At 47.3% G+C, this 22,704-nt stretch carries 17 protein-coding genes; 5 read left to right on the top strand and 12 right to left on the bottom strand.

The features are described from left to right. Window positions 1-19 precede the first annotated feature (19 nt). From ACE04G_RS02700 to uvrB, 4 genes are all read right to left on the bottom strand, one after another. Window positions 20-1,189 carry a S1C family serine protease gene (locus ACE04G_RS02700; protein WP_260632949.1) on the bottom strand — a complete coding sequence of 390 codons (1,170 nt, stop codon included), beginning with the start codon at window positions 1,187-1,189 and terminating at the stop codon, window positions 20-22. Window positions 1,190-1,465: 276 nt separating this feature from the next. Beyond that, window positions 1,466-1,678: a hypothetical protein gene (locus ACE04G_RS02695; protein ID WP_017692026.1), complete on the bottom strand. Its 213-nt coding sequence runs from the start codon at window positions 1,676-1,678 to the stop codon at window positions 1,466-1,468. A gap of 337 nt (window positions 1,679-2,015) precedes the next feature. Continuing rightward, window positions 2,016-4,874: an excinuclease ABC subunit UvrA gene (uvrA, locus tag ACE04G_RS02690; RefSeq protein WP_221824032.1), complete on the bottom strand. Its 2,859-nt coding sequence runs from the start codon at window positions 4,872-4,874 to the stop codon at window positions 2,016-2,018. A 595-nt stretch (window positions 4,875-5,469) separates the two neighbouring features. Next, window positions 5,470-7,461 (bottom strand): excinuclease ABC subunit UvrB, encoded by a 1,992-nt coding sequence (gene uvrB, locus ACE04G_RS02685; RefSeq protein WP_091013102.1) that lies wholly within the window; start codon window positions 7,459-7,461, stop codon window positions 5,470-5,472. Window positions 7,462-7,630: 169 nt separating this feature from the next. Here uvrB and ACE04G_RS02680 point away from each other — a divergent pair, with 169 nt between their 5' ends. Further along, window positions 7,631-8,428, top strand: a complete 798-nt coding sequence (locus ACE04G_RS02680) for a flagellar motor protein (protein ID WP_062837042.1) — start codon at window positions 7,631-7,633, stop codon at window positions 8,426-8,428. After that, window positions 8,412-9,236 (top strand): flagellar motor protein MotB, encoded by an 825-nt coding sequence (locus tag ACE04G_RS02675; protein WP_221824030.1) that lies wholly within the window; start codon window positions 8,412-8,414, stop codon window positions 9,234-9,236. Before ACE04G_RS02680 ends, ACE04G_RS02675 begins: the two co-directional genes overlap by 17 nt. 105 nt (window positions 9,237-9,341) lie before the next feature. Here ACE04G_RS02675 and ACE04G_RS02670 read toward each other — a convergent pair whose 3' ends face one another. From ACE04G_RS02670 to ACE04G_RS02660, 3 genes are read right to left on the bottom strand one after another with little or no spacing between them, the layout of a single operon-like run. After that, window positions 9,342-10,520, bottom strand: a complete 1,179-nt coding sequence (locus tag ACE04G_RS02670; protein WP_449003782.1) for an ABC transporter permease — start codon at window positions 10,518-10,520, stop codon at window positions 9,342-9,344. Further along, on the bottom strand, window positions 10,513-11,709 hold the full coding sequence (locus tag ACE04G_RS02665; RefSeq protein WP_449003781.1) for an ABC transporter permease: 1,197 nt from the start codon (window positions 11,707-11,709) through the stop codon (window positions 10,513-10,515). Before ACE04G_RS02665 ends, ACE04G_RS02670 begins: the two co-directional genes overlap by 8 nt. Window positions 11,710-11,721: 12 nt before the next feature. Next, window positions 11,722-12,657, bottom strand: coding sequence for an ABC transporter ATP-binding protein (locus ACE04G_RS02660; RefSeq protein ID WP_036667718.1), 936 nt, complete (start codon window positions 12,655-12,657; stop codon window positions 11,722-11,724). A 211-nt stretch (window positions 12,658-12,868) separates the two neighbouring features. On the opposite strand from ACE04G_RS02660, the gene ACE04G_RS02655 reads away from it, so the two are divergent. Together ACE04G_RS02655 and ACE04G_RS02650 are read left to right on the top strand one after the other, a co-directional pair. Beyond that, window positions 12,869-14,080 (top strand): sensor histidine kinase, encoded by a 1,212-nt coding sequence (locus ACE04G_RS02655; RefSeq protein ID WP_449003780.1) that lies wholly within the window; start codon window positions 12,869-12,871, stop codon window positions 14,078-14,080. A gap of 21 nt (window positions 14,081-14,101) precedes the next feature. After that, a complete protein-coding gene (locus ACE04G_RS02650) occupies window positions 14,102-14,791 on the top strand; it encodes a response regulator transcription factor (RefSeq protein WP_339305851.1) in 690 nt (229 codons plus the stop codon). 92 nt (window positions 14,792-14,883) lie between these two features. Here the strand turns inward: ACE04G_RS02650 and ACE04G_RS02645 are convergent, their stop codons facing one another. From ACE04G_RS02645 to ftsE, 5 genes are all read right to left on the bottom strand, one after another. Further along, on the bottom strand, window positions 14,884-16,212 hold the full coding sequence (locus ACE04G_RS02645; protein WP_339305853.1) for a PDZ domain-containing protein: 1,329 nt from the start codon (window positions 16,210-16,212) through the stop codon (window positions 14,884-14,886). 64 nt (window positions 16,213-16,276) lie between these two features. Continuing rightward, on the bottom strand, window positions 16,277-17,749 hold the full coding sequence (locus tag ACE04G_RS02640; RefSeq protein WP_237177463.1) for a S41 family peptidase: 1,473 nt from the start codon (window positions 17,747-17,749) through the stop codon (window positions 16,277-16,279). A gap of 135 nt (window positions 17,750-17,884) precedes the next feature. Continuing rightward, window positions 17,885-19,165 (bottom strand): murein hydrolase activator EnvC family protein, encoded by a 1,281-nt coding sequence (locus ACE04G_RS02635; protein WP_221824019.1) that lies wholly within the window; start codon window positions 19,163-19,165, stop codon window positions 17,885-17,887. Window positions 19,166-19,352: 187 nt separating this feature from the next. Beyond that, the gene (gene ftsX, locus ACE04G_RS02630) at window positions 19,353-20,270 is read right to left on the bottom strand and encodes a permease-like cell division protein FtsX (protein ID WP_449003779.1); all 918 of its coding nucleotides are present in this window, start codon (window positions 20,268-20,270) and stop codon (window positions 19,353-19,355) included. After that, a complete protein-coding gene (gene ftsE / locus ACE04G_RS02625; protein WP_076209894.1) occupies window positions 20,260-20,946 on the bottom strand; it encodes a cell division ATP-binding protein FtsE in 687 nt (228 codons plus the stop codon). Before ftsE ends, ftsX begins: the two co-directional genes overlap by 11 nt. 254 nt (window positions 20,947-21,200) lie before the next feature. Here ftsE and ACE04G_RS02620 point away from each other — a divergent pair, with 254 nt between their 5' ends. Then, a complete protein-coding gene (locus ACE04G_RS02620; protein ID WP_339305857.1) occupies window positions 21,201-22,634 on the top strand; it encodes a VanW family protein in 1,434 nt (477 codons plus the stop codon). Window positions 22,635-22,704 lie beyond the last annotated feature (70 nt).

Raw genomic sequence — 22,704 nt, 5'->3', positions numbered from 1 at the left:
CCGGGCTGATCGCCGGGCTTTATTGTTCTTCATCTGCAAGGAACGCTTCATCTTCCTCGTCTACGATGTCTGCGCGATCAGCAAGCACCAACGTGCGGGTGACGATATCGCCATCCGATTGCATCAACAGCTTTACCTTTTGTCCAGGCAGATACTTTTTGAGCAACTCATTGATATCCACTACTGAAGAGACACGTATGCCCGCGACACTGTAAAGGACATCGCCCTCTTTGATTTTGGCTTTCTTGGCTTCAGTAGACAGTACGCCCGTAATCGTTAAGGGATCATCTGTAGGCAGTCCCACAATCGCAGACCAACTTTCTTCCAGCTGTAGTCCCAGACTTGCACGTTTTATTTTGCCATATTTAAAAAACTGATCAATGATATATTGAACGGTATCCACTGGAATCGAAAATCCCAAACTCTCTACGCCGACCGCAGAAAATTTCATGGAATTGATACCAACCACTTCACCCTTCAGGTTGACCAGCGGTCCTCCGCTATTTCCTGGGTTAATGGCCGTATCGGTCTGAATCAACCGGTAGGTCGCCTCAACACCACGATTCAAGCCACTAATTACCCCTACCGTTGCCGAGTTGCGCAAAGAAAAGGAAATCGGCGTACCCAAGGCGATCACCGTTTCTCCAACAGTAGTTTGTGAAGCTTTGGCAAAGCTCGCCGGTTTGAGTGATTTGGCATTGATTTTGATTAGCGCCAGATCACTGAGTGCATCACTGTATGTTTTCGTAATTTTGTATGTATTGCCATCCGTTGTTACGACCACAGGGTTCATTAATCCGTCGACCACGTGAGCATTCGTTACAATCCATCCGTTCGACCGGATAATGACACCTGTACCATGTGCAAGATTATAACGGTCGTCTGATGTTGCCCCGTCCTGCACTTCGGTAGATTTCCCAATAATGCCTACGACCGAAGGAGATACCTTTTCGATCACTTTGGGAATGGCTTCACTTCCCTTGTACGTGTACGTTCCGGATTTGGCATCATATTGTCCACTTCCACCAACTGCCTTGAGCAGATCCTTGGTGTTCACATAGACTTGACCGTCTACCACTTTAGCTTGCATCGCCGCTTTGGATTCAGCTGCACCGGCCGTTGCCGCTACACTAATCGAGAGTACAGCAGCCATCAGTATGGCTATCCCCTTTTTACCCAACACGCTCATATTCTCACCTGACCCTCTCTATACATCCTTCTTGCGCGACTCGACAACGGATTCATCGCTGAATCCATTCTCTTTTTCTCTCATCTGCAATTCCGGTATCCCTCAATGTATCATACAGAATCTGGATATACAATTGTTTTAAGTCCTATTTTAGTAGAGAAGGTATAATCTTGTTCAATCGCTCGATATAAACGAAAAAAACACCCTCCATGTCTCCCGTGGAAAGTGTTCCTTCATACTCTTTTGGCTTAAATTCCATTCACTTCAGTGGCATTCCTACTGAGCAAACCAACCTGTTATCATCGCATAGTCTGTCATCAGAAATACCAGTAGGCTGACTACTGCAAATCCGATCGCAAACAGATTTTTCTTCGGTGCCCGAAGAAGCCGAACAACTCCGATGAAAATCAGGATCGTAAATAAGATGACAAAAATATCAAATGCATTAAAATTCGATGTACTCGCCGTGGCAGCTTCTGCAAACAGCATGGATAGACATACCTCCTTACCATAGTTGAACAGCTAACGCATACCCTAATATCTTCCTCTATGTTATCTGTACCCTGCTTGTAATGCAAGCCCTATCATCCATAAAAATGAAAAAAATCCAATTTGGCTGAATATTCCTGTAATGCTCGTCATCATGCATATGTAAACAGTTTCACGAAATAACCTTAGTTCAAAGGAAACACTGTTCCTACTCAAAATGAAAAGCCCTTCTTCTCGGAAGGAGAGCACATCAGATCGTAATCCAACGTCTCAACCTTTTCGAAAAGAAGGGCCAATACTGCCACTTCATATTGATATAACTACTGGTTAGAGGACCTTAGTCTACTAATTGCAGTGCCTTGCTCCGCTCGGTATCCCGCTCCAGAACCGGCTTCAAGTACTTGCCGGTATAAGAAGCTTCCACTTTAACGATATCCTCAGGTGTTCCAGTTGCAACAATGGTTCCTCCACCGCTACCGCCTTCTGGACCCAGATCAACAACATAGTCTGCCGTTTTGATCACATCCAGGTTATGCTCAATCACCAAGACTGATTCCCCGGAATCAACCAGACGGTGCAATACGTTCAGCAAACGGTCGATATCATCGACATGCAAACCCGTAGTCGGTTCATCGAGGATGTAGATGGTTTTCCCCGTACTGCGGCGATACAGCTCGGAAGCAAGCTTCACACGCTGGGCTTCACCACCAGACAATGTGGTTGCAGGTTGTCCCAGATTGATATAACCCAGACCCACATCCATCAGTGTCTGCATTTTGCGATGGATCTTCGGAATGTTCTCGAAGAATTGGGTTGCATCTTCAACCGTCATTTCCAGTACATCGGAAATATTTCTGTTTTTATATTTCACTTCAAGCGTTTCCCGATTGTATCGTTTGCCTTTGCAGACTTCACAAGGAACATAAACGTCCGGCAAGAAGTGCATCTCGATTTTGATAATGCCGTCTCCACGGCAGGCTTCACAACGTCCACCTTTGATATTAAAACTGAATCGACCTTTCTTATATCCACGTACTTTGGCTTCATTCGTCTGAGCAAACAGATCCCGAATATCATCAAAGACACCTGTATACGTAGCCGGGTTGGAACGTGGTGTCCGCCCGATTGGCGACTGGTCAATATCGATAACTTTATCGATATGCTCCAGACCACGAATTTCTTTATGTTGACCCGGGCGTACCCGAGCACGGTTCAGATCACGTGCCAGCGTTTTGTAGAGAATCTCATTAATCAATGTGGATTTACCTGAGCCAGACACACCCGTTACCGCAGTAAATACGCCCACTGGAATCTTCACGTTCAGATTCTTCAGGTTATTTTCTTTGGCTCCACGTACTTCCAACCAACGGTCTCCTACACTTCTACGTTCTGTACGAATCGGAATGAACTTGCGTCCACTCAGATATTGACCGGTTAAGGAGTTCTCATCGTTCATGATCTCCTCCGGTGTACCCTGTGACATGATGGTACCACCGTGGATACCTGCACCTGGGCCAATATCAATAATATAATCGGCAGCCATCATCGTATCCTCATCATGTTCAACCACGATCAACGTGTTACCAATGTCTCGCATATGCGCAAGTGTTGAGATCAGACGGTCATTATCCCGTTGATGCAAGCCAATACTTGGCTCATCGAGAATATACAGCACACCCATCAGGCTGGAACCGATCTGTGTAGCCAGTCTGATCCGTTGGGCTTCCCCACCGGACAATGTTCCGGCAGCACGACTCAGTGTAAGGTAATCCAGACCAACATTCACCAGGAAGCCGAGACGGCTGTTGATTTCTTTCAAAATCAGTTTGGCAATCGTCTGCTCCTTCTCCGTCAATTCCAATGAATCGAAGAATCGGCCAGCTTCACCAATGGACAAACTAGTCACATAGGCCATGTTGTGATCATTGATCGTAACCGCAAGACTCTCGCGTTTCAGACGCTGACCTTTACATGTACCACAAGGCTTCGCACTCATGTAACCCTCAATAAATTCACGGATTCCTTCCGATGCTGTATCACGATATCTACGCTCTAAGTTATTCACAATACCTTCAAAGGTAACCAGTGCTTCCTTCCGTTGTCCAAAATCATTCTCATAACGGAAACGAATTTTCTCCGTACCTGTACCCTGCAACAACTTGTTCATCTGCTCAGCTGGCAGATCTTCGACAGGTACATTTTGCGGAATGTTGAAGTGCTCACATACTGACTTCAGGAACTGCGGATAATAGGTAGATGTACCACCTGTCCAAGCATCAAAAGCTCCATCTTCGATGGTCTTAGTCCGATCTGGTACCAGCAGATCAGGGTCAACGATCATTTTGACACCTAACCCATCACAATCCGGGCAAGCCCCGAAGGGACTGTTAAATGAGAACATCCGTGGTGCAAGTTCTTCAATACTGAATCCACACACCGGGCAGGCAAAGTTGGAACTGAAGCGCAGCTCTTCTTCGCCCATAATGTCCACCAGGAGTTGTCCTCCGGACAAATTAAGTGCTGTTTCAATAGAGTCGGCCAGACGCGCCTGTACATCATCTTTAACAACGATCCGGTCAACAACGACTTCAATCGTATGCTTTTTGTTTTTCTCCAATTGAATATCTTCTGACAGGTCACGAAGTTCCCCGTTCACCCGCACACGGACAAAGCCCTGCTTGGACACATCAGCAAATACACTTTTGTGCTCACCCTTACGACCAGAGATAATGGGTGCCAGTATTTGTAGCCGGGTACGCTCTGGATATTGCATAATGCGGTCAACCATTTGTTCTACGGTCTGGGAACTGATCTCTACGCCGTGGTCTGGACAATGTGGATGACCCACACGTGCAAATAACAGGCGCAGGTAATCATAGATTTCCGTCACAGTTCCAACCGTGGAACGTGGGTTACGGCTTGTTGTTTTCTGATCTATTGAAATGGCAGGAGATAATCCTTCGATGGAATCAACGTCCGGTTTCTCCATCTGTCCCAGAAACTGCCGTGCGTAAGCTGACAATGATTCGACATACCGCCGCTGTCCTTCGGCATAGATTGTGTCAAAAGCCAGCGAGGACTTGCCTGAGCCACTCAGGCCGGTCAATACAACAAAGCGGTCACGCGGGATGGTAATGTCGATATTTTTCAGGTTATGCGCTCGTGCGCCTTTAATGACAATGTTATCGCTCGCCAATAGTATTCATCCTCTCAGTGTGTTAATCCAAACCTTTAAAGGCCTTTCGATCCCTCCCAAACCCTCCCTTCCAAGGGAGGGTTTGGGAGGGCGCAGCCCTCTGGACACCCGAAACAAGCGGTGCAACGGTGAGGGGTCGGGTCTTGCTATGTGAAGGGTGGTTGTGTGCCCGCGGCTCCGTATAAGGTTCCGGCTCATTGCCGGAACCTTATACGGCCGCTCTACTGCGAGGTGACGCTCTCGGCTTCGCCACGTTCGCGGCTAGGTCGCCATTGCCTTCGGCTCGGCTCCAAGGTCAACACCGGAACGCTCTCGGCTTCGCCACGTTCGCGACAGGTCGCCATTGCCTTCGGCTCGGCTCCGAGGTCAACACCAGGGCGCTCTCGACTCTCAGGGGGACACGACTCCCAATTGCTTTCCTATAAACCTTTTAACCAATTTCAACATTTCTATCAGTATAGACCCGAATTCAAGATTTCAACATCTCTTATTATCGGTATATATCAACGAATTCCTTACTCAACAAGAGAACGGCCAATTGGCCGTTCTCTTGTTACAGATCCATCATTACTGGAGCATATGAATGAGCAGTATCTTATTCAGCGCGAAGTTCCAGCAACGCATCGCGAAGCTCGGCAGCACGCTCAAACTGCAGGTTTTTGGCTGCATCTTTCATCTCTACCTCTAGGCGCTGAATAAGTGCCTGGCGATCTTTCTTCGACATCTTCTCGGCTGCGCCTGTGAGATAGTCTTTCTTGGATTCGGCAACTTTGGTTGCCTCAATCACATCACGCACTTTTTTGCGAATCGTCTGTGGTGTAATTCCATGTTTCTCGTTGTACTCGATCTGGATTGCACGACGACGCTCTGTTTCCTTTATCGCTTTATCCATCGAATCCGTCACTTTGTCACCGTATAGAATAACGCGACCCTCGCTGTTCCGTGCCGCACGACCAATCGTTTGGATCAGTGAGCGTTCGGAACGCAGGAATCCTTCCTTATCAGCATCCAATATAGCGACGAGGGAAACTTCGGGCAGATCAAGACCTTCCCGGAGCAAGTTGATTCCGATCAGGACATGGAACACGCCCAACCTTAAATCACGTAAAATCGCCATCCGTTCCAATGTTTTAATCTCGGAGTGCAGATAACGAACCTTGATTCCAACTTCCTTCAGATAATCCGTCAGGTCCTCGGACATCTTCTTCGTTAATGTTGTAATCAACACACGCTCGTCTTTGGCAATCCGGTCGTTAATCTCACCAATCAAGTCATCGATCTGTCCCTTCGTTGGACGCAGTTCAATGATTGGATCGAGCAGTCCGGTTGGACGGATAATCTGTTGCACCATCGTATCGGTGTGCTCAATCTCATACGGGCCTGGTGTTGCTGATACATAAATAATCTGATCCATCTTGCCTTCGAACTCTTCGAATTTGAGTGGACGATTATCCAATGCTGACGGCAGACGGAAACCATGTTCAACCAATACTGTCTTCCGCGCCTGGTCACCATTGTACATCGCACGGATCTGCGGCAGAGTCACGTGAGACTCATCAACCACAATCAACATGTCATCCGGGAAGTAATCCATCAATGTGTATGGGGTATCGCCGCGTTCGCGGAAAGTCAGTGGACCGGAATAGTTCTCAATCCCCGAACAGAAGCCAACTTCCTTCATCATCTCGATATCATACCGTGTGCGCTGCTCCAGTCGCTGAGCCTCCAGCAACTTCCCTTGTTCACGCAACACTTCAAGACGTTCTTCCAGTTCACGCTCAATGTTCACTAGCGCAACCTTCATCGTCTCTTCTTGCGTTACGAAGTGAGACGCCGGGAAGATGGCAATATGTTCACGTTCGCCAATCAGTTCTCCGGTTAACACATCAATCTCCGTAATTTTCTCGATCTCATCACCAAACAATTCAACCCGAATTGCATGTTCGCCCTTGGAGGCAGGGAAGATCTCTACGACATCCCCACGGACACGGAATGTACCCCGTACAAAGTTAATATCATTCCGTTGATACTGAATCTCTACCAGACGGGACAAAATCTGATTGCGCGGTTTCTCCATGCCTACCCGAAGTGACAGCAACATGCTTGAATACGAGTGCGGTGAACCCAAACCATAAATGCAAGAAACACTCGCTACAATGATGACGTCCCTGCGCTCAAACAACGAACTTGTCGCTGCGTGCCGCAGTTTGTCGATCTCTTCATTAATACTTGAATCCTTCTCGATATACGTATCGGAGGACGGGATATATGCTTCTGGCTGAAAATAATCGTAATAACTGACGAAATACTCAACCATGTTATTAGGAAAAAAATCTTTGAACTCACTTGCAAGCTGCGCTGCCAACGTTTTGTTGTGTGCAATAATCAGCGTAGGACGTTGCAGTTGGGCTATCGTCTGGGCTATCGTAAACGTCTTACCCGTACCCGTTGCACCCAGCAGTGTCTGGTACCTCTTCCCCTCCTGAACACCCTTCACCAATTCTTTAATGGCTGCAGGCTGATCACCTTGGGGAGAAAACTCTGACTCGATTTCGAACGTTTTGTCGCTCATTATAATATCGCTCATTGCCGTATCTCACCCTATCGTCTAAAATAATAGTCACTATATATTGTCGAAGTTCCCCGAATTTTCATATGGGAAAACTTATAGTAATAGGAATATTTGTTCCCGTTTAATTATACCTCGTTCGTTTTAGTGATGCAAACGTGAAATGAAGATAGGAGTGGGTTAATTTATGGATATTGCGACACTTATCGGTATTATTGCCGGAATTGCCGCAGTCATTAGCGGTTTTTTGTGGGAAGGTGGCCAATTGTCCGGTCTCCTGCAAAAAACGGCTGCTTTAATTGTATTCGGTGGAACGATTGCTGCTGTGGTTGCCAGTTTTCCGGCGCATCGCCTTCGTACGATTCCAGCTGCTCTGCGTATGGCTTTTGGACGTAACAATAATGAATCAGGCTTATGGGTCGAAGAACTGGTGGAGATGTCTTCAATCGCACGCCGCTCAGGTGTACTTGCATTGGAACGCAAAGTTATGGATCATCCGCATCCATTTTTGCAAGATGGTATTCAGATGGTTGTTGATGGTACCGATCAGGATGTGGTTCGCCAGATCCTGGAGATGGAGATTGACTCGATTGAACAAAAACATGAGGGTTATGCCAAAATATTCGAATCCGCTGGTGGGTATGCTCCGACCATGGGGATCATCGGAACCGTGATGGGACTTATTCAGGTACTTGGCAGTTTGACCGATCCCACAGGACTTGGACCTGCCATTGCTGTTGCCTTTACCGCAACCCTGTATGGGGTCGCCAGTGCCAATCTTATCTTTTTGCCCATTGCCTCCAAGATCAAATCCAGAGGTGCCGATGAAGTGCAGACCATGGAAATGCTTCTCGAAGGTGTACTTGCCATTCAGAACGGTGAAAATCCCCAGCTTGTACGCAAAAGACTGGAGTCCTTCACCCTCACGCATCGTCAGCATATACGCCCCCTAGCAAAGGAGGGATTGGATGAGTCGGCGCAGTAAACGGCGCGGAAAACGTGAAACTATCGATCATCGGGATCGCTGGATGATTACTTATGCCGATCTCATAACTCTGCTTTTGATCTTTTTTGTCATCATGTATGCCATGAGCAATCTGGATTCAGGTAAATATGACGTCGTTACTCAATCGTTACAAAATACATTCAATGCGTCCGACTCTATCCTTGAGCTTGGTGAGGGACTCGGTGAGAAGCCCGGACAGACGATTACAGAGACTCCGCCATCCGAGGTGCAGGGTGAAGACCCTTCAGAAGGTGAAGAAACTGCAACACCAGATGATGACAACAAACCCCTCACAGAACGGGAAGAACAGTTCAGGTCACAGGAGCAGGAATTGCAAAATCTGTTCAATGTGATTACCCAATATATTGAGGATAATAAACTGGAAAATCAGATTTTTGTTGCGGACAAGCCACAGGGCCTATCCATTACACTTAGTGACCGCTTCCTGTTTGATCAGGGACAGGCCGCTCTAAAGGATGGTGCAGCACCAACGCTCAGTAAACTTGCCAGCCTGTTCCGTGATCTAAATACCGTTGTCAGCATTGAGGGTCACACCGATAACATTCCTGTGGGAGCAAACTCCGCCTATACCGATAACTGGCAGCTTTCAGGAGAACGTGCACTGTCTGTATTGCGATTCTTTCTGGATACAGAGAAGCTTAACCCGGACAGCTTCCAGTATGCCGGATATGCGGATACTCGCCCAACGGGTGACAACACCACAGCCGCCGGAAGACAAAAGAACCGTCGGGTTGAAATAACGGTCCTGCGTCAGCTCCAGCCTTAATCATCCATATCTCACATAATGCAACATTACTCATGCAAAGAAAGCACGCTCTAACTGAATTCAATTCAGCAGAGCGTGCTTTCTTTTATGTCGTATAAACCTTATTTATGCCTCTACTCCTGGCTGGCTAGGGCGTAGAATCGCAGAGCCTACAGTCAGCAAAATGGCAGCCATGCCAAACAAAATCAATAACGGCAATGTAATATCCGACAATGTACCGCCAGCAGAGATCGTCTCCACCGCCTGAATCGCCCATTTCTGTGGAACAAAGTTAGCGAGCTTCTGCATATAATCCGGCATCAACGAGATCGGCCAGAAACAACCACCTATCATACAGGTTGGCATAATGACAAGTGAATTCAACATATTCGCATTTTTGGGATTACGAATTAATCCTGCCACGGTACTTGCGATCCCCATGGAGACCAGCATGAATGCGGCCAAGATGACGAAATGAATGCCAAAAGAAATACCGGCATCATAATGCAGCAGCCATCTGCTGACTCCTAGAACCATCACAATCTGAATCATGCCAATGACAAAGCTGCCCAGGAAATTGCCAAGCGCAATCTCATATGCACGGACGGGTGCCGTATATACTCTGGCCATCGTACGTTTTCTGCGATCTTCCATTATCACAGCCACTGCACTGGTCAACAGCCCCATCATAAACATGATTGTAAATCCAGTCACATTGTTCAGGCCTGGCTTGGGGTAGATCTGCAAATCGGTGACTTCACCAGCGACTTGATGTTTTCCTATCTCCTGTAAAAGCTGTTCAAATGGCTTCTGTATACTCGATAGTATATCCGTCTCACTTGAGACAGGACCTGCTGCCACCTTAACAGCTGAAGCAGATTGTAACAATCCGCTCGTTAAACCTTCAACTGCTGCTCGTAGGGTATAGGAACTTTCACTTATACGCAGTTCCACCAATTGAATTTCGGTTGGCTTTCCTTGTAACAGATCCTCTGTATAATGTGCCGGAATGATGATGCCAGAGCTTCCTTTTTGCTGAGCGATGGCTTCCTTCACTTCTGCTTCGTTTGTCATCGGCTTGAGCAGATATTCCTCTTTGTCAGCAAGTTCATGAATCATCCATGTCCCTGCCACCCCTCCATCCTCATTGACATAGGGAATAACAGTACGTGTACTCTGCTCGCTTCCAAATAGAGCAACCGCTCCTGTAACCACCAGGCAAGGCAAAAGCAGAAACGTAATGAAGCCCATTTTACGGCCAAGTGTACGTCTAATCATCAACCAGGCGATGTGTAGACTATTCATATCGGTATCCTGCCTTTCTATAGATCAATCCTGAGATGAACAGTAATACAGCGCATACCACGCCTAACATTAGAATGTTATATACAATCTCTCGTACAGGTGCATCCAGCATCATTCTCAGAAAACTCTGGAGCGCCCAGTGGTTAACCGTAAATTCGCTAAGCCGCTGTACAAAATCAATTGGAATGGGCATGAACCCACCGCTGATGAATGTCATGGCAACGATGATACCTTGTAAGGTTGCACTGGCCGATGTCGTGCTTTTGCATACCAATGCCACGATCACGCCAAGAGTCATGGATGCCAATGTGATACATACACAAGTCAGCACAATATACCAAGGATGGGTTCCCCAATCCACACCGTAGAACCAATACGTCATAAGAATGATCGTTGTTGCTTGTAAGAAAGCGAGCAGACTATTGCCTGCAATTTTTCCAGCGAAAATAACTCCATTGCCTATAGGCGCAGCCTGAAGGCGGATCAACGTTTTGTTATCACGCTCTCCAAAAAGGCTGGTACTGGTAGTCATGCCTGAGTACAACATGAACATTGCCAGCATGGAAGCTGCATAGTATTGGGAGGCACTATACGCCGTACCTGTCTTACCGGGATTAGTGACAGCAATGGAGGCAGAATTCGCCGTACCAGACTCCGAAACAGAGGCCATGGCAGCAATTACTTCCGGACCGAGCACTTTGGTAATCGCCATCTGTTGATTCCATTCATCCGTAAAACGTGTGAACAAAGTTTCACCCAAGGTATTAAGTGTGTTGTCCTTTCCTCGTATCCACTGTAACCTGGCCTCTTTCCCCATCATCACGTTTTGCTCAAAATCCGAAGGAATCATTACAGCAAAGTCCAGCTTGCCGGTACGCAGCGAATGAACGGCCTCTTCTTCAGTCGTAAAGTTCTGCACCTTGATCATCTCAGCCACTTCCGGGGATTTAACGAATGTATCCATCGCTTGATTAACCGTACTTGATCCTCCGCCAGATTCAGTACTCAATTGGATGATTCCCACACGTACAGTATCCGGAATAACATCCGCCGCCGTACCCATCGTACTGGAAAGTGCCGTACCCAATATAAAAATCAGTAACAACGGCAAAATAAACAGGTTTAACACCACAGATCGAATCTTAAGTATACGTTTCAATTCAAAGATGCAAATATGCCATATATTCATTTCTTGCTCCCCCTAGTCCCGAAGCGTACGCCCGGTCAGATTGAGGAACAACGTTTCCAGATCCGGCTCTTCTACCTTGAGCGACTGAATGGATACTTCATGTTTGCTGCAAATGAAGAGCAAATCCTGGAGATCCTGCTGTGCCGAAGGCAGCGTAATGGTCAGTGTATTCTCTGAAACGTCTACCATCCGCACACGGGGGTGAAGTTTCAGTTCTTCCACGACGTCGGGACCGATACCGGAAGTGGAGAGCACTACTTTTTCCTCCGATGCTACCCGTTCTCTCAGCTCTGCTTCAGTCCCACAGGCAATAATTCGCCCCTGATCCATAATCGCAACCCGATGACTAATTGCCGCCACTTCCTCCATGTAATGACTTGTGTATATGATCGTCGAACCCATCTTGTTAAGTGTGCGTACCGATTCAAGAATATGATTCCGAGATTGGGGATCAATGCCAACTGTCGGTTCATCCATAATAATGAGATCCGGGCGATGTGTAATCGCACATGCGATGTTTAACCTGCGTTTCATACCACCAGAGAAGGTCGAGGGGGCATCCTTTGCTTTATCCTGCAACCCTACAAATTCAAGGGACTCCTGCACTCTTTCCTTAAGCAACTTACCACGCAGTCCATACAGTCTGGCAAAAAAGGTCACATTCTCCGCAGCAGACATCGTTTCGTATAAAGCCAGATCCTGTGGAACCAGTCCGATCTTGCGCTTCACTTCAAGCGGTCGCTCCTTGACCGAGATCCCATCTAATCTGATTTCACCCTGATCCATATTCAGGAGCCCTGCAATCATGCTGATGGTGGTACTTTTTCCTGCTCCATTGGGACCAAGCAATCCAAAAATCTCGCCTTTGCCAACACTAAGGTTCAAATGATCCACGGACAGCTTGCTGCCGTATCGTTTTACTACATGATCTACTTCAAGTATGCCCATCCCTTTTACGCCCCTTTTCCGTTTCGGCCTTCGCCGCTGGATCTCATAATTTTATTGTAACGGATCGTAATCTGTAGCGAAGGTACAAAAGGTCATGAATCGAAGGTGACTTAAGTCATCTCCTGATTCGAATGCTGCTTATGGTATAATCAAGGGCGCATTACCAAGAGATTTTCTACTCCACTTTTTATATAAAGGATGTCATTTACATATGCCGATGCGGCTTCTGCAATATGGATTAATTATCGTTCCAGCAGTACTGTACATGTTGATGCTGCCCTTGGAAAATGAAGCCGTCTACACCCTGTATATCATCATTGCACTTGGACTCTCCGTGTGGAAAGATTTCAATCGTTCAAGTACACAGCAGTGGCTGTTGCTTCTGGCCGAAATACTCTGGGGCTGCTGGCTGATTGCTTCGTATGGACCATTCCTGCTATTCCTCTCTCTATCCGTACTCTACGTGTATATATACAGACTGGAGGGAAGTCGGAGATGGTTGATGTTTGCAATTCAGCTTATCGCTAACAATGTCGCTTTGCATTGGCATTATTCTGTCCCACAGGCACAGCAGCCAGGGTTAACCACACTAAATACAACCGCCACTACATTACTCTCCGCAGAGACAACTGCGATGGTTCTTGGCAACCTGCTTCTGCTCATCACAGCGGCTCTGTCCTGGCAGGGATCAAGAACGGCGAGCAGCCGCGGACAACTGGAACAAGTCTATGACGAGCTTCGCAGCAAACATTACGAGCTACAGGAAGCGCGTGCGCAATTACTACTATTCGCAAAGCAACTTGAAGGAGCGGCTCAGGCAGAGGAACGCACCCGGATCTCAAGACAGCTTCATGACGATATCGGGCATCGACTGATTCGCACCAAAATGATGTCGGAAGCCGCCCTGCTGACCCTCCCCCTGAATATGGAACAAGGAACGGAAATGGTGAGACAGATTCGCGATCAATTGGCCGATAGTATGGATGATATGCGCAGCACACTGCACAAACTGCAACCTAATTCCTATGCATCCCAAGCCTACGACCTGGATCGTCTCCTAGAGGAAGTCGGTAGAGATACCGGCGTGAAGACAAATTATCAAGTTCATGGCCCATCTCATGTGCTGTATCCCAGCATACAGATTGTTTTATACAAAAATGCCAAAGAAGCCCTGACCAATGCCCTGCGACATGGAAATGCTTCTTCGATCACAGTGGAGTTGGTATTCGGGGATCAGGAAGTGTGTATGAGTATAAGTAATGATGGCAAAATCAATCCTCATTCTTCCAAGCGAAACGGCATAGGACAGGAAGGCATGCTTCTGCGCACACAAATGGTGGGAGGAGTCCTGGAGATTCAATCAGCTTATCCGTATACAGTGATTACACGCATTCCATTAACGAACCAGATGGATATACTCTGAAAAAAGGAAGTGAATGTTCTCATGTCCGAACGGAATGATGTGAACAACAAGAATGATTCAGGCCAGCCCCCACTTATTCAGCTGATTCTCGCCGACGATGATTACTTCATTCGTGAGAGCCTGAAAGTGCTGCTCGGACTGGACTCCGGCATTCGCGTTACAGGCACAGCCTCAAATGGACAGGAAGCGTTGGAATTGCTTGAAGCAGGAACGCCTGCGGACGTGGTTTTAATGGATATTCGGATGCCGGAATGTGACGGAGTTGAAGGTACCAAACACATCAAGGCACGCTTTCCTGAAATCCAGGTGCTTATGCTGACTACGTTTGACGACGACGAGTATATCATTCAGGCATTACAGAATGGAGCAAGCGGTTATTTACTCAAGAATGTTCCACCTGAACGAATTGTTCAAGGTATCAAGACAGTACATAACGGCGATATGTTAATCCATCCGGATATTGCCCGCAAATTGGCAGGCCTTCTCCGTCCCTCTGCGATTCCCCTGACACAGAACCCAATCGAAGCCTATGGACTGACACGTATGGAGCTGGCGGTTGCCGAGGCCATATCGGAGGGGTTGTCCAATAAGGAAATTGCCGCCAAACTGTTCCTCAGTGAAGGCACGGTCAAAAACTACGTCACAGATATTCTCGGCAAGCTGAGCTTGCGCGATCGGACCCAAATCGCCATCTTTATGCTAAAACAATAACAAAAAAGGTATTTCCCTTGCCCGTGACGGCGCTCGGAAATACCTTTTTTCATTGCTTGATTTATGCAAACATACTTCATCACGTATGTTAGTTACATCTCCACGGACCCTTTATCACTGGCCACAGGGGCTGGCGGTAACGCCAAGGGAGCTTCGTCCCTTTGTGGTTTTTTCAGACGGGCAAACAATTTGAGGTTGATGACATGGAACAACGTCAGTGGACGTAACCGAATCGCCCAAACCTCGTGATTGTCCGGTGCCATAATGACCCCAAGCTGATGATGCTCCCCTTCATAGATCGCTCGTTGCATGAACTTGCTTTCTCCCTGATGATTTCGTACCTCAAGTTTGCAAAAAGCCGGGTTCATCCGCAGAGCACGATGCAACTCTTCTGGTGAATGAACCAACTTACCATTCACCTTGTACAAGGTCTCTCCTGCTTCAATCCCCAAATCTGCAGCAGGACTCTCCGGAATAACAGCCAGTACCTTCAATCCATGCTGCGGATGGACAAATACTGGACTGCGGTTTTGCTCTTCAAACGCACTGTACCATACCAGAAATTCATGTCCAATAAATGCGATTAGTGCAGCAACCACCATGAGTGGAGACCACCATACAGCAAGCAAACTGAACACGAGCAAAGTTGCCCCATATATCATCAACCGTTTTGATGAGATCTGTACCTTTTGTCCGGGAAGCATACTCTGCGTTATCTCACCAAATCCGAGCATAATCGGCAATGCAATCAGCATGTAACTATGTCCTGCATTCATCAGTGGATTCCAAGCCAGTTCCGCGCCACTGCCTGTGACAGGGACAAGAATCAGTAGAGGAATGGCCCAGAACTGTTGCAGTTGATATCCACCAACCAGTTTCCCGCGTTTTCCCTCGAAGAGAAGTGGTGATGCCATCGATACCCCCTGCATGCGTACCAACAGGGCTTCACCCATATGTAGAAGCGCCGCCAGGACAAGCAGTGCAGGCATATCCAGGGTACGTAGCGTTTCCGTTACACTACCCATCCAACCTGATGGTTGCCAGCCTGAAGCCAGATTCAAACCAAATTGCAGCACACCCAGTAACCCGGCTGCGTAAGCAAAACACAGATACCGGATACGGAACAAGGATAGAATTAATGTTGCACCCCATATGCATATCAGGCTTCCCAGTGTAAGATGTGCACCGAGGAATAAGGACACGATCGAGACAATGGTACCGATGAGTATACCTCCAAGCACCGCACGAATCGTCTGTGTTATCGAGCTTTGCAATCGGACATGAAATAATTTACGCTCCTGCAGTAACTGACGATGATAGATCAGCGCAATCAGGATCACCGCAATATAATAAAACGGCTGAATAAACAACTGCAACAAAGCTTCCCCTAATGTAGTTAACCACGGCCATACCCATTCCATTGTGGTCGGTCACCCCTCTCTTTCAGCCGGTTCAGAAAAAAAGAAGGCTGAAAATCAGCCTTCTTTATGGCTTCGACACAGCGGACGAAATATCCTTCGAGACATTTTCGATCGCGCGTTTCAGCTGTGCATCATATTGAGGATTGGCAATACGTTCAATCAGAGCCGCTTCCAGTGATTCAGCGGTTTTCTCGTCAATCTGGCCTGTAGCCTGAATGCCTTTTTGCTTCTGGAATGCCTTGACCGCTTCTTCCGTCTTCTGGTCGTAGTATCCATCCACACGATCCGGTTTGAAATCGAGTCCTCTCAGCATCGTCTGCGCACTTTTCACATCCGAGCTATTGCTGTCATATTTCAGTGGTAACTTCTCTTTGTTAATCGGTGCCACCGAGAAATAATCCGGCTGGTCTACCGCAATATCCGGTTTGATTCCTTTTTCATGAATCCAGTCTCCGTTCGGAGTGAGCCACTTGGCAATAGTGATTTTCAGCAAGCTGCCATCACCCATCTGCTTGTCATAACTCGTCTGGACGGTTCCTTTACCAAAGGAGTTTTCACCAATCAACTTAGCACCTGCTGACTGTTGTAATGCACCGGCCAAAATCTCCGACGCACTCGCACTGCCTTTGTTCATCAGGACTGTGACTGGATAAGCTTTGGCTGATCCATTGGACTTACTTTGTTCCTTTTTGCCGTTCTTGTCTTCCACTTGCACAATAACCTTGCCTTTAGGAACAAACTGCTCAGCGATATCAATAACAACTTGCAACACACCGCCTGGGTCATTCCGTACGTCGATGACCAGACCTTTCATGTTCTGCTTCTCAAGCTTCGCCAATTCTTCCTTAAAGCGATCGCCCGTATTCAAAGAGAATTGAGTAATGGCAATAACGCCAATTCCGCCATCCTCCATGTGCGCATATACGGTCTCCAGATCAATGTCATCCCGTACAATCACAAATTCAATCAGCTCGGAAGATCCGGCACGTTTGACCTGTACCTTCGCTTCACTGCCCTTGGGACCTCTGATTTTGTTAACAGCCTTGTTCAGTTCCAAACCTTGCAGGGATTCGCCGTTGACCGACATAATCATGTCTTTTGCACGAATACCCGCTTTCTCGGCAGGAGATCCTTTGATTGGGGAAACAACAACAACGTTTCCATCCTGAGAGGATACCTCTGCGCCAATACCGGTAAATGAACCTTCGATCGACTCTTCAAACTGAGCAGCCGTTTCCTGCCCCATATAGTTGGAGTACGGATCACCAAGCGATTCCATCATGCCGTTGATCGCACCGTCAATCAATTTGGTCTGATCCACGTCTTTATAATAGTTGCTGGAGATCAAATCCATCGCAGTTTCAATCTTTTTCAAATCGTTCTTCTGCTGTGTATTGCCGGTTACACTAGCCAGCAAACCTTCGCCCGCTGTGGTTTGGTTTGCTATTCCCGGGTAAGTCATTAGTACCAGGGTTAGCAAACTACCACCCAGGAGACCCACAATGACAAGCAGTAGCGCCGATCTTTTCTTCATCATCCGTTTGTCACCGCCTTTAGTTTTGAAGCGTGTCCGATTCCATTCTTGCCAGAATCCATTCCCTGAACATGCCAGCTTATTATATGTCTAGCTTGTACGGAATATGTTTTTTCCATTCGAACGATGGAGCAATAATTACAAATAGTTCATCGGATTTACAGCGGTACCGTTATCTCTCACTTCAAAGTGCAAGTGAGGTCCAGTAGAGTTCCCTGTATTTCCTGACTCAGCGATGGTATCCCCTTTGCTTACTGTGTCTCCCTTGCTGACTTTGAATCCACCTTCGCGCAAGTGACCATATAACGTCCATAGTCCACCGCCGTGGTCCACAATAACCGTATAACCATAACCGCTATACCATTCAGCCATGATCACGATTCCGCCAGAGGCAGCGTGAACCGAAGTTCCCACAGGAACAGCGAAATCAACACCGGCATGCATCTTACCCACTACACCCGTAATTGGATGGGTACGGGGACCGAATGGAGAAGAAATGCGACCTCCAGATACCGGTCTTGAGAAGATACCATTACCGGATGAGTACGTTACCTCACTGCTGCTATCCGAACTCACTCTGGTTGGTGTCTTGGCTGCAGCTTTCGCCCGAGCGGCGGCTGCGGCTTTTGCTTTGGCTGCGGCGGCTGCCTGTTGTTCACGCAATTTATTTTTCTCTTGAAGAAGTGCCGAACGTTTGCTGGCAATCTGCATTAATACATCTTCCTGCTCTTGTGTCAGCTCTTCTGACTCTTCAATTTTAGCATCATATGAAGCGAGAAGCACTTGCTTTTCCGCTTCTTTTTCATTCAATTGGGACTTGCGCTGTTTCTTCTGTGCATACAGACTCTTGGCTTCCGCATATTGCACATCCAGTTCTGCCTTTTTGTCCACAACCAGTTGCTTGTCCGCTTTGTGCTCATCCAGCAGATGCTGATCCTGATCCACAATCGTTTTGAGTGAATCCGCACGGGTCAGGAAGTCAGTGAAGCTAGTAGAGGACAACAATACATCCAGATAGGATACAGCACCGTCCGTATACATCAGGCGTACGCGTGACTCCAACAATTTTTCCCTTGCAACAATGCGTTCTTCTGCCGCTTGCAGATCTTTTTTTGTTGTACGGAGATCTTCCTCCGTGTTCTCGATCTGCAAGGATACACTCGCCAGTTCATCACTAACGACATTGATCTGTTCCATGACAACCTTCAGATAAGCGTTGGTTTTGTTCTTGTAATGCTGTGCTTCCTTTTTGTTGGAAGCAGCTTTTTTTTGCTCCTGCTTGGCAGAAGCCGCCTTGCTCTCCAGTTGCTGAATCTGTTGGTCAATATCGCTGATGCTACTCTTGGCATATCCGTCAGAAGGTTGAAGCGTCAAACTGGCCAATAACGTAAAGGCCAGCAGCGAAGCGGTTTTTTTCAAAATGATGATCCCCCATCCTATGATTTCACAAGAAAGCAACCTGCACAGGTGGTGAACAGCATGTTCTTTGCTTTCTTCAATCTTAAAAGACTCCGTCTTTCCTACATATCGTCAAACAGCGTCCATTAATGAACCTGCTTTGCCATTCTTATCGACATATTCTGCAATTCGATCGTTGAAAACAAAATTAAACGTTGAGTGATTTCCGAATGGACAGTGTACTTCCCAAAATACCTACCAGCACGCCGAGTCCGATCAACAGTGTTCCAAACAGCAACCAGATTTCGCCCAGCGGAATCAAGTTAAGCATCTGCATGAAGACATCCTGACCAATCGTCTTCATCAACTGGCTGTATCCAACAAACAGCACACCAACCGTAATGACCGAGCCAATAAATCCAATGAGTGCACCTTCAATAAAGAAAGGCCAGCGAATAAAGGTATTGGTTGCGCCAACCAGCTTCATAATTCCGATCTCCCGGCGACGTGCCAGAATCGTTACGCGAATCGTATTCGAGATCAGGAACATGGACATCAGACCCAGTCCCCCGACAAAAATAAATCCGATGTTACGAACAAGTTTCGTAAATTTGAATAACACTTCCACCGTTTCCTTGCCGTAGTTCACTTTCATGATCGGCTTCTCCGGGTGTTTTTCGTTCAAAGCTTCGATTTTTTGCGCCACAAAAGCGACGGTTTCCGGTTCAATGACCTCAACTTCAATGGTCTCCGGCAGTGGGTTGTTATCCACATCGAAACCGCTAAGCACGTTATCTGCACTCTCTCCAAGACGTTCACGGAACTCCTTGAGCCCTTCTTCCTTGGACACAAAACGAATCTCACTTACTTCAGGCATCGCGCTGATTTCTTGCTCCAGTGTATTACGCAGGTTCTCGTCCACATTCAGTTCGAGGAACGTGCTGATCTCCACCTGGCTATCAACCTGGTTCGCCATGGAATTCACATTGAGCACCAGCAGCATAAACACACCAAGAATCAGCAGTGACACAATGATCGACATAATGGAGGCTACAGACATCCAACCGTTGCGGAATACGTTTTTGAATCCCTCCCGCAGATGGCGCAAGAGAGTACTAAAATTCATAACCGTATTCCCCTCTCATCTGATCCCGTACAATCTGTCCACGTTCAATGGCGATAACCCGTTTACGCATCGTATTCACGATATCTTTGTTATGAGTCGCCATAACAATGGTTGTTCCCCGGAAATTAATCTCATCCAGCAGTTGCATAATGCCCCACGACGTCTCCGGATCGAGGTTACCTGTAGGTTCATCCGCGATAATAACCGATGGGTTATTGACGATAGCCCGTGCAATGGCAATACGTTGCTGTTCTCCACCAGAGAGCTGTGAAGGTTCACGACCCGCCTTGCTGCGCAGTCCCACCAGATCAAGCACTTCCATCACTCGTTTCTTGATATGACGCTTCGGTGCTTCAATAACTTCCATCGCAAATGCCACATTCTCAAATGCTGTCATCCGTGGCAGCAGACGAAAATCCTGGAACACAACGCCGATGTTACGACGCACATAAGGAATCTTTCTTGGCTTCAACTTACCAATATTAAATCCGTTAATGGATATTTGTCCTTTGGTCGGAACTTCTTCTCTGTACATCAATTTCATAAATGTTGATTTACCTGCGCCGGACGGACCGACGATATAGACAAATTCATTGCGGTCGATCTTCACCGACACCCCTTGTAATGCGTGGGTCCCATTGGCGTAGGTCTTCCACACGTCCTGCATTTCTATCACATCATCACTTCCTGCTCGCATAGTTAGCCATTATCATTTCGACACAATCCCGGCATTTCCTTTAAAAAGACCTGAATTTCATCAGGAAAAAATCCACTTCGTTCCTGTTTCAATGGTGAAGCATGGATTCATATGAAGTTTATTGTAACAAATTTGTTACCTATTGAGTACCCGAAAGTTTTCCTGCATTGGATCATATATATAGAAAGTGTTACAAAGTCGGGAACAACCGAAGTATAAAGGAGCGTACGGTTATGAAAAAAATACATTTGACGGTCATTGTTCTATTCTCTATCCTCTTGATCGGCTCCGCGTCTTATGGATTGCTGTATATGTACGTGAATCAACCTGCCCTGCCCAAGGACGTTCATGTTGGCGGCATACTGGTGGAGGAGAAGAATCGCAAGAACGTATTGCATGAATTGGATGAACAGATCCAAAAGCTGGAGGACTGGCCTGTCACCTTTGAAGTGACTGAACCCAACCCCCAGACGGTGTCGTATACCGCAGCTCAGGTGGGGGTGAGTTACAACGTTAACAGCTTGGAGGCCGCGATACAGCAGCTGGAGGAAGGTAACCTGTGGGAACGCGCTTATGCACGTTATCATTTTCCGAAAGAGTTCTCTCTCGATATGACCTACAGCTCAAGACCACTCCAAGAACATCTCAGCCCTGCCTGGGAAAAAGAAACCTTCGGTACACCTGCGGACGCTGTTCGCCGCATTACCACAAGTGACAAAGTCCAGTATATCCCGGAAAAGGGCGTCCGCCGGATTGATTGGGATACACTCACAAATCTCATACAGACGAAGCTGCACAGGGATTTCAGTGTACTCAACCCGGATGAGAAACCCGCCCCATTGCTGATCCAGGTACCACTTTATACGCTGAAGCCTGAAGTAACCCTTGATTCGCTGCGCCAGGAAGGCATTGACCGAAAGATCATCCAGTTCTCCACGGGTCTGGGCAATAGTAGTGAAGGCCGGATACATAATGTCAGCGCAGCGGCGGAAGCGATTAACGGCATGATTTTGCCACCGGATGCCACATTCGATTATGAGAAGGTCATCCGTAAAGCTGAAAAGGAGTATGGGTTTCGTGAGGCACCGGTCATTGTTAATGGAAGACTAACCCCCGGAATTGGCGGGGGAATCTGCCAGGTATCCAGTACGGTGTATAACGCAGCGCTATTGACGGGTCTTGATATTATTGAGCGTCGCAACCATTCCCTGCCGGTCAAATATTTGCCGAAAGGACTGGATGCCACCTTTGCCTCGGGAGCCATCAATTTTCGCTTCAAGAATAATACCGGAAAATCCTTACTCATTCATGCAGAGGTGAAGAACCACCAATTGATGGTGAAATTTTTCGGCACATTCCCGGAGAATGTCAGCTATGCACTTGAATCTCGTACCATTGAAACATTAAGTGTTCCAGTAAAATATGTGTCCAGTACTGTACTACCTGATGGTGTACAGCAGGTGTTGCAAGACGGACAGCCTGGATATATTGTGGAGACGGTAAGAACCAAGAGGCTGGACGGCAAAGTGGTCGAATCCAAAACGATTACACGGGACACGTACAAAGCTCAGAATCGCCTGATTGCCCGCTCCGGTCATAGTAGCCTGCCTGATCCACAAGGGCCATCTGTGGTCGAGGACGGGATTAGCGATACGAAGCAACCTTAGGCTCCTTTTCTGAAGCATCCAAAAGAGTTCAATCCGTAATTCATGCATTCTAGGATAAACTGATCCTACG

The sequence above is a fragment of the Paenibacillus sp. AGC31 genome (genome assembly GCF_057334655.1).
This window is presented reverse-complemented; position numbering and strand designations above follow the sequence as displayed.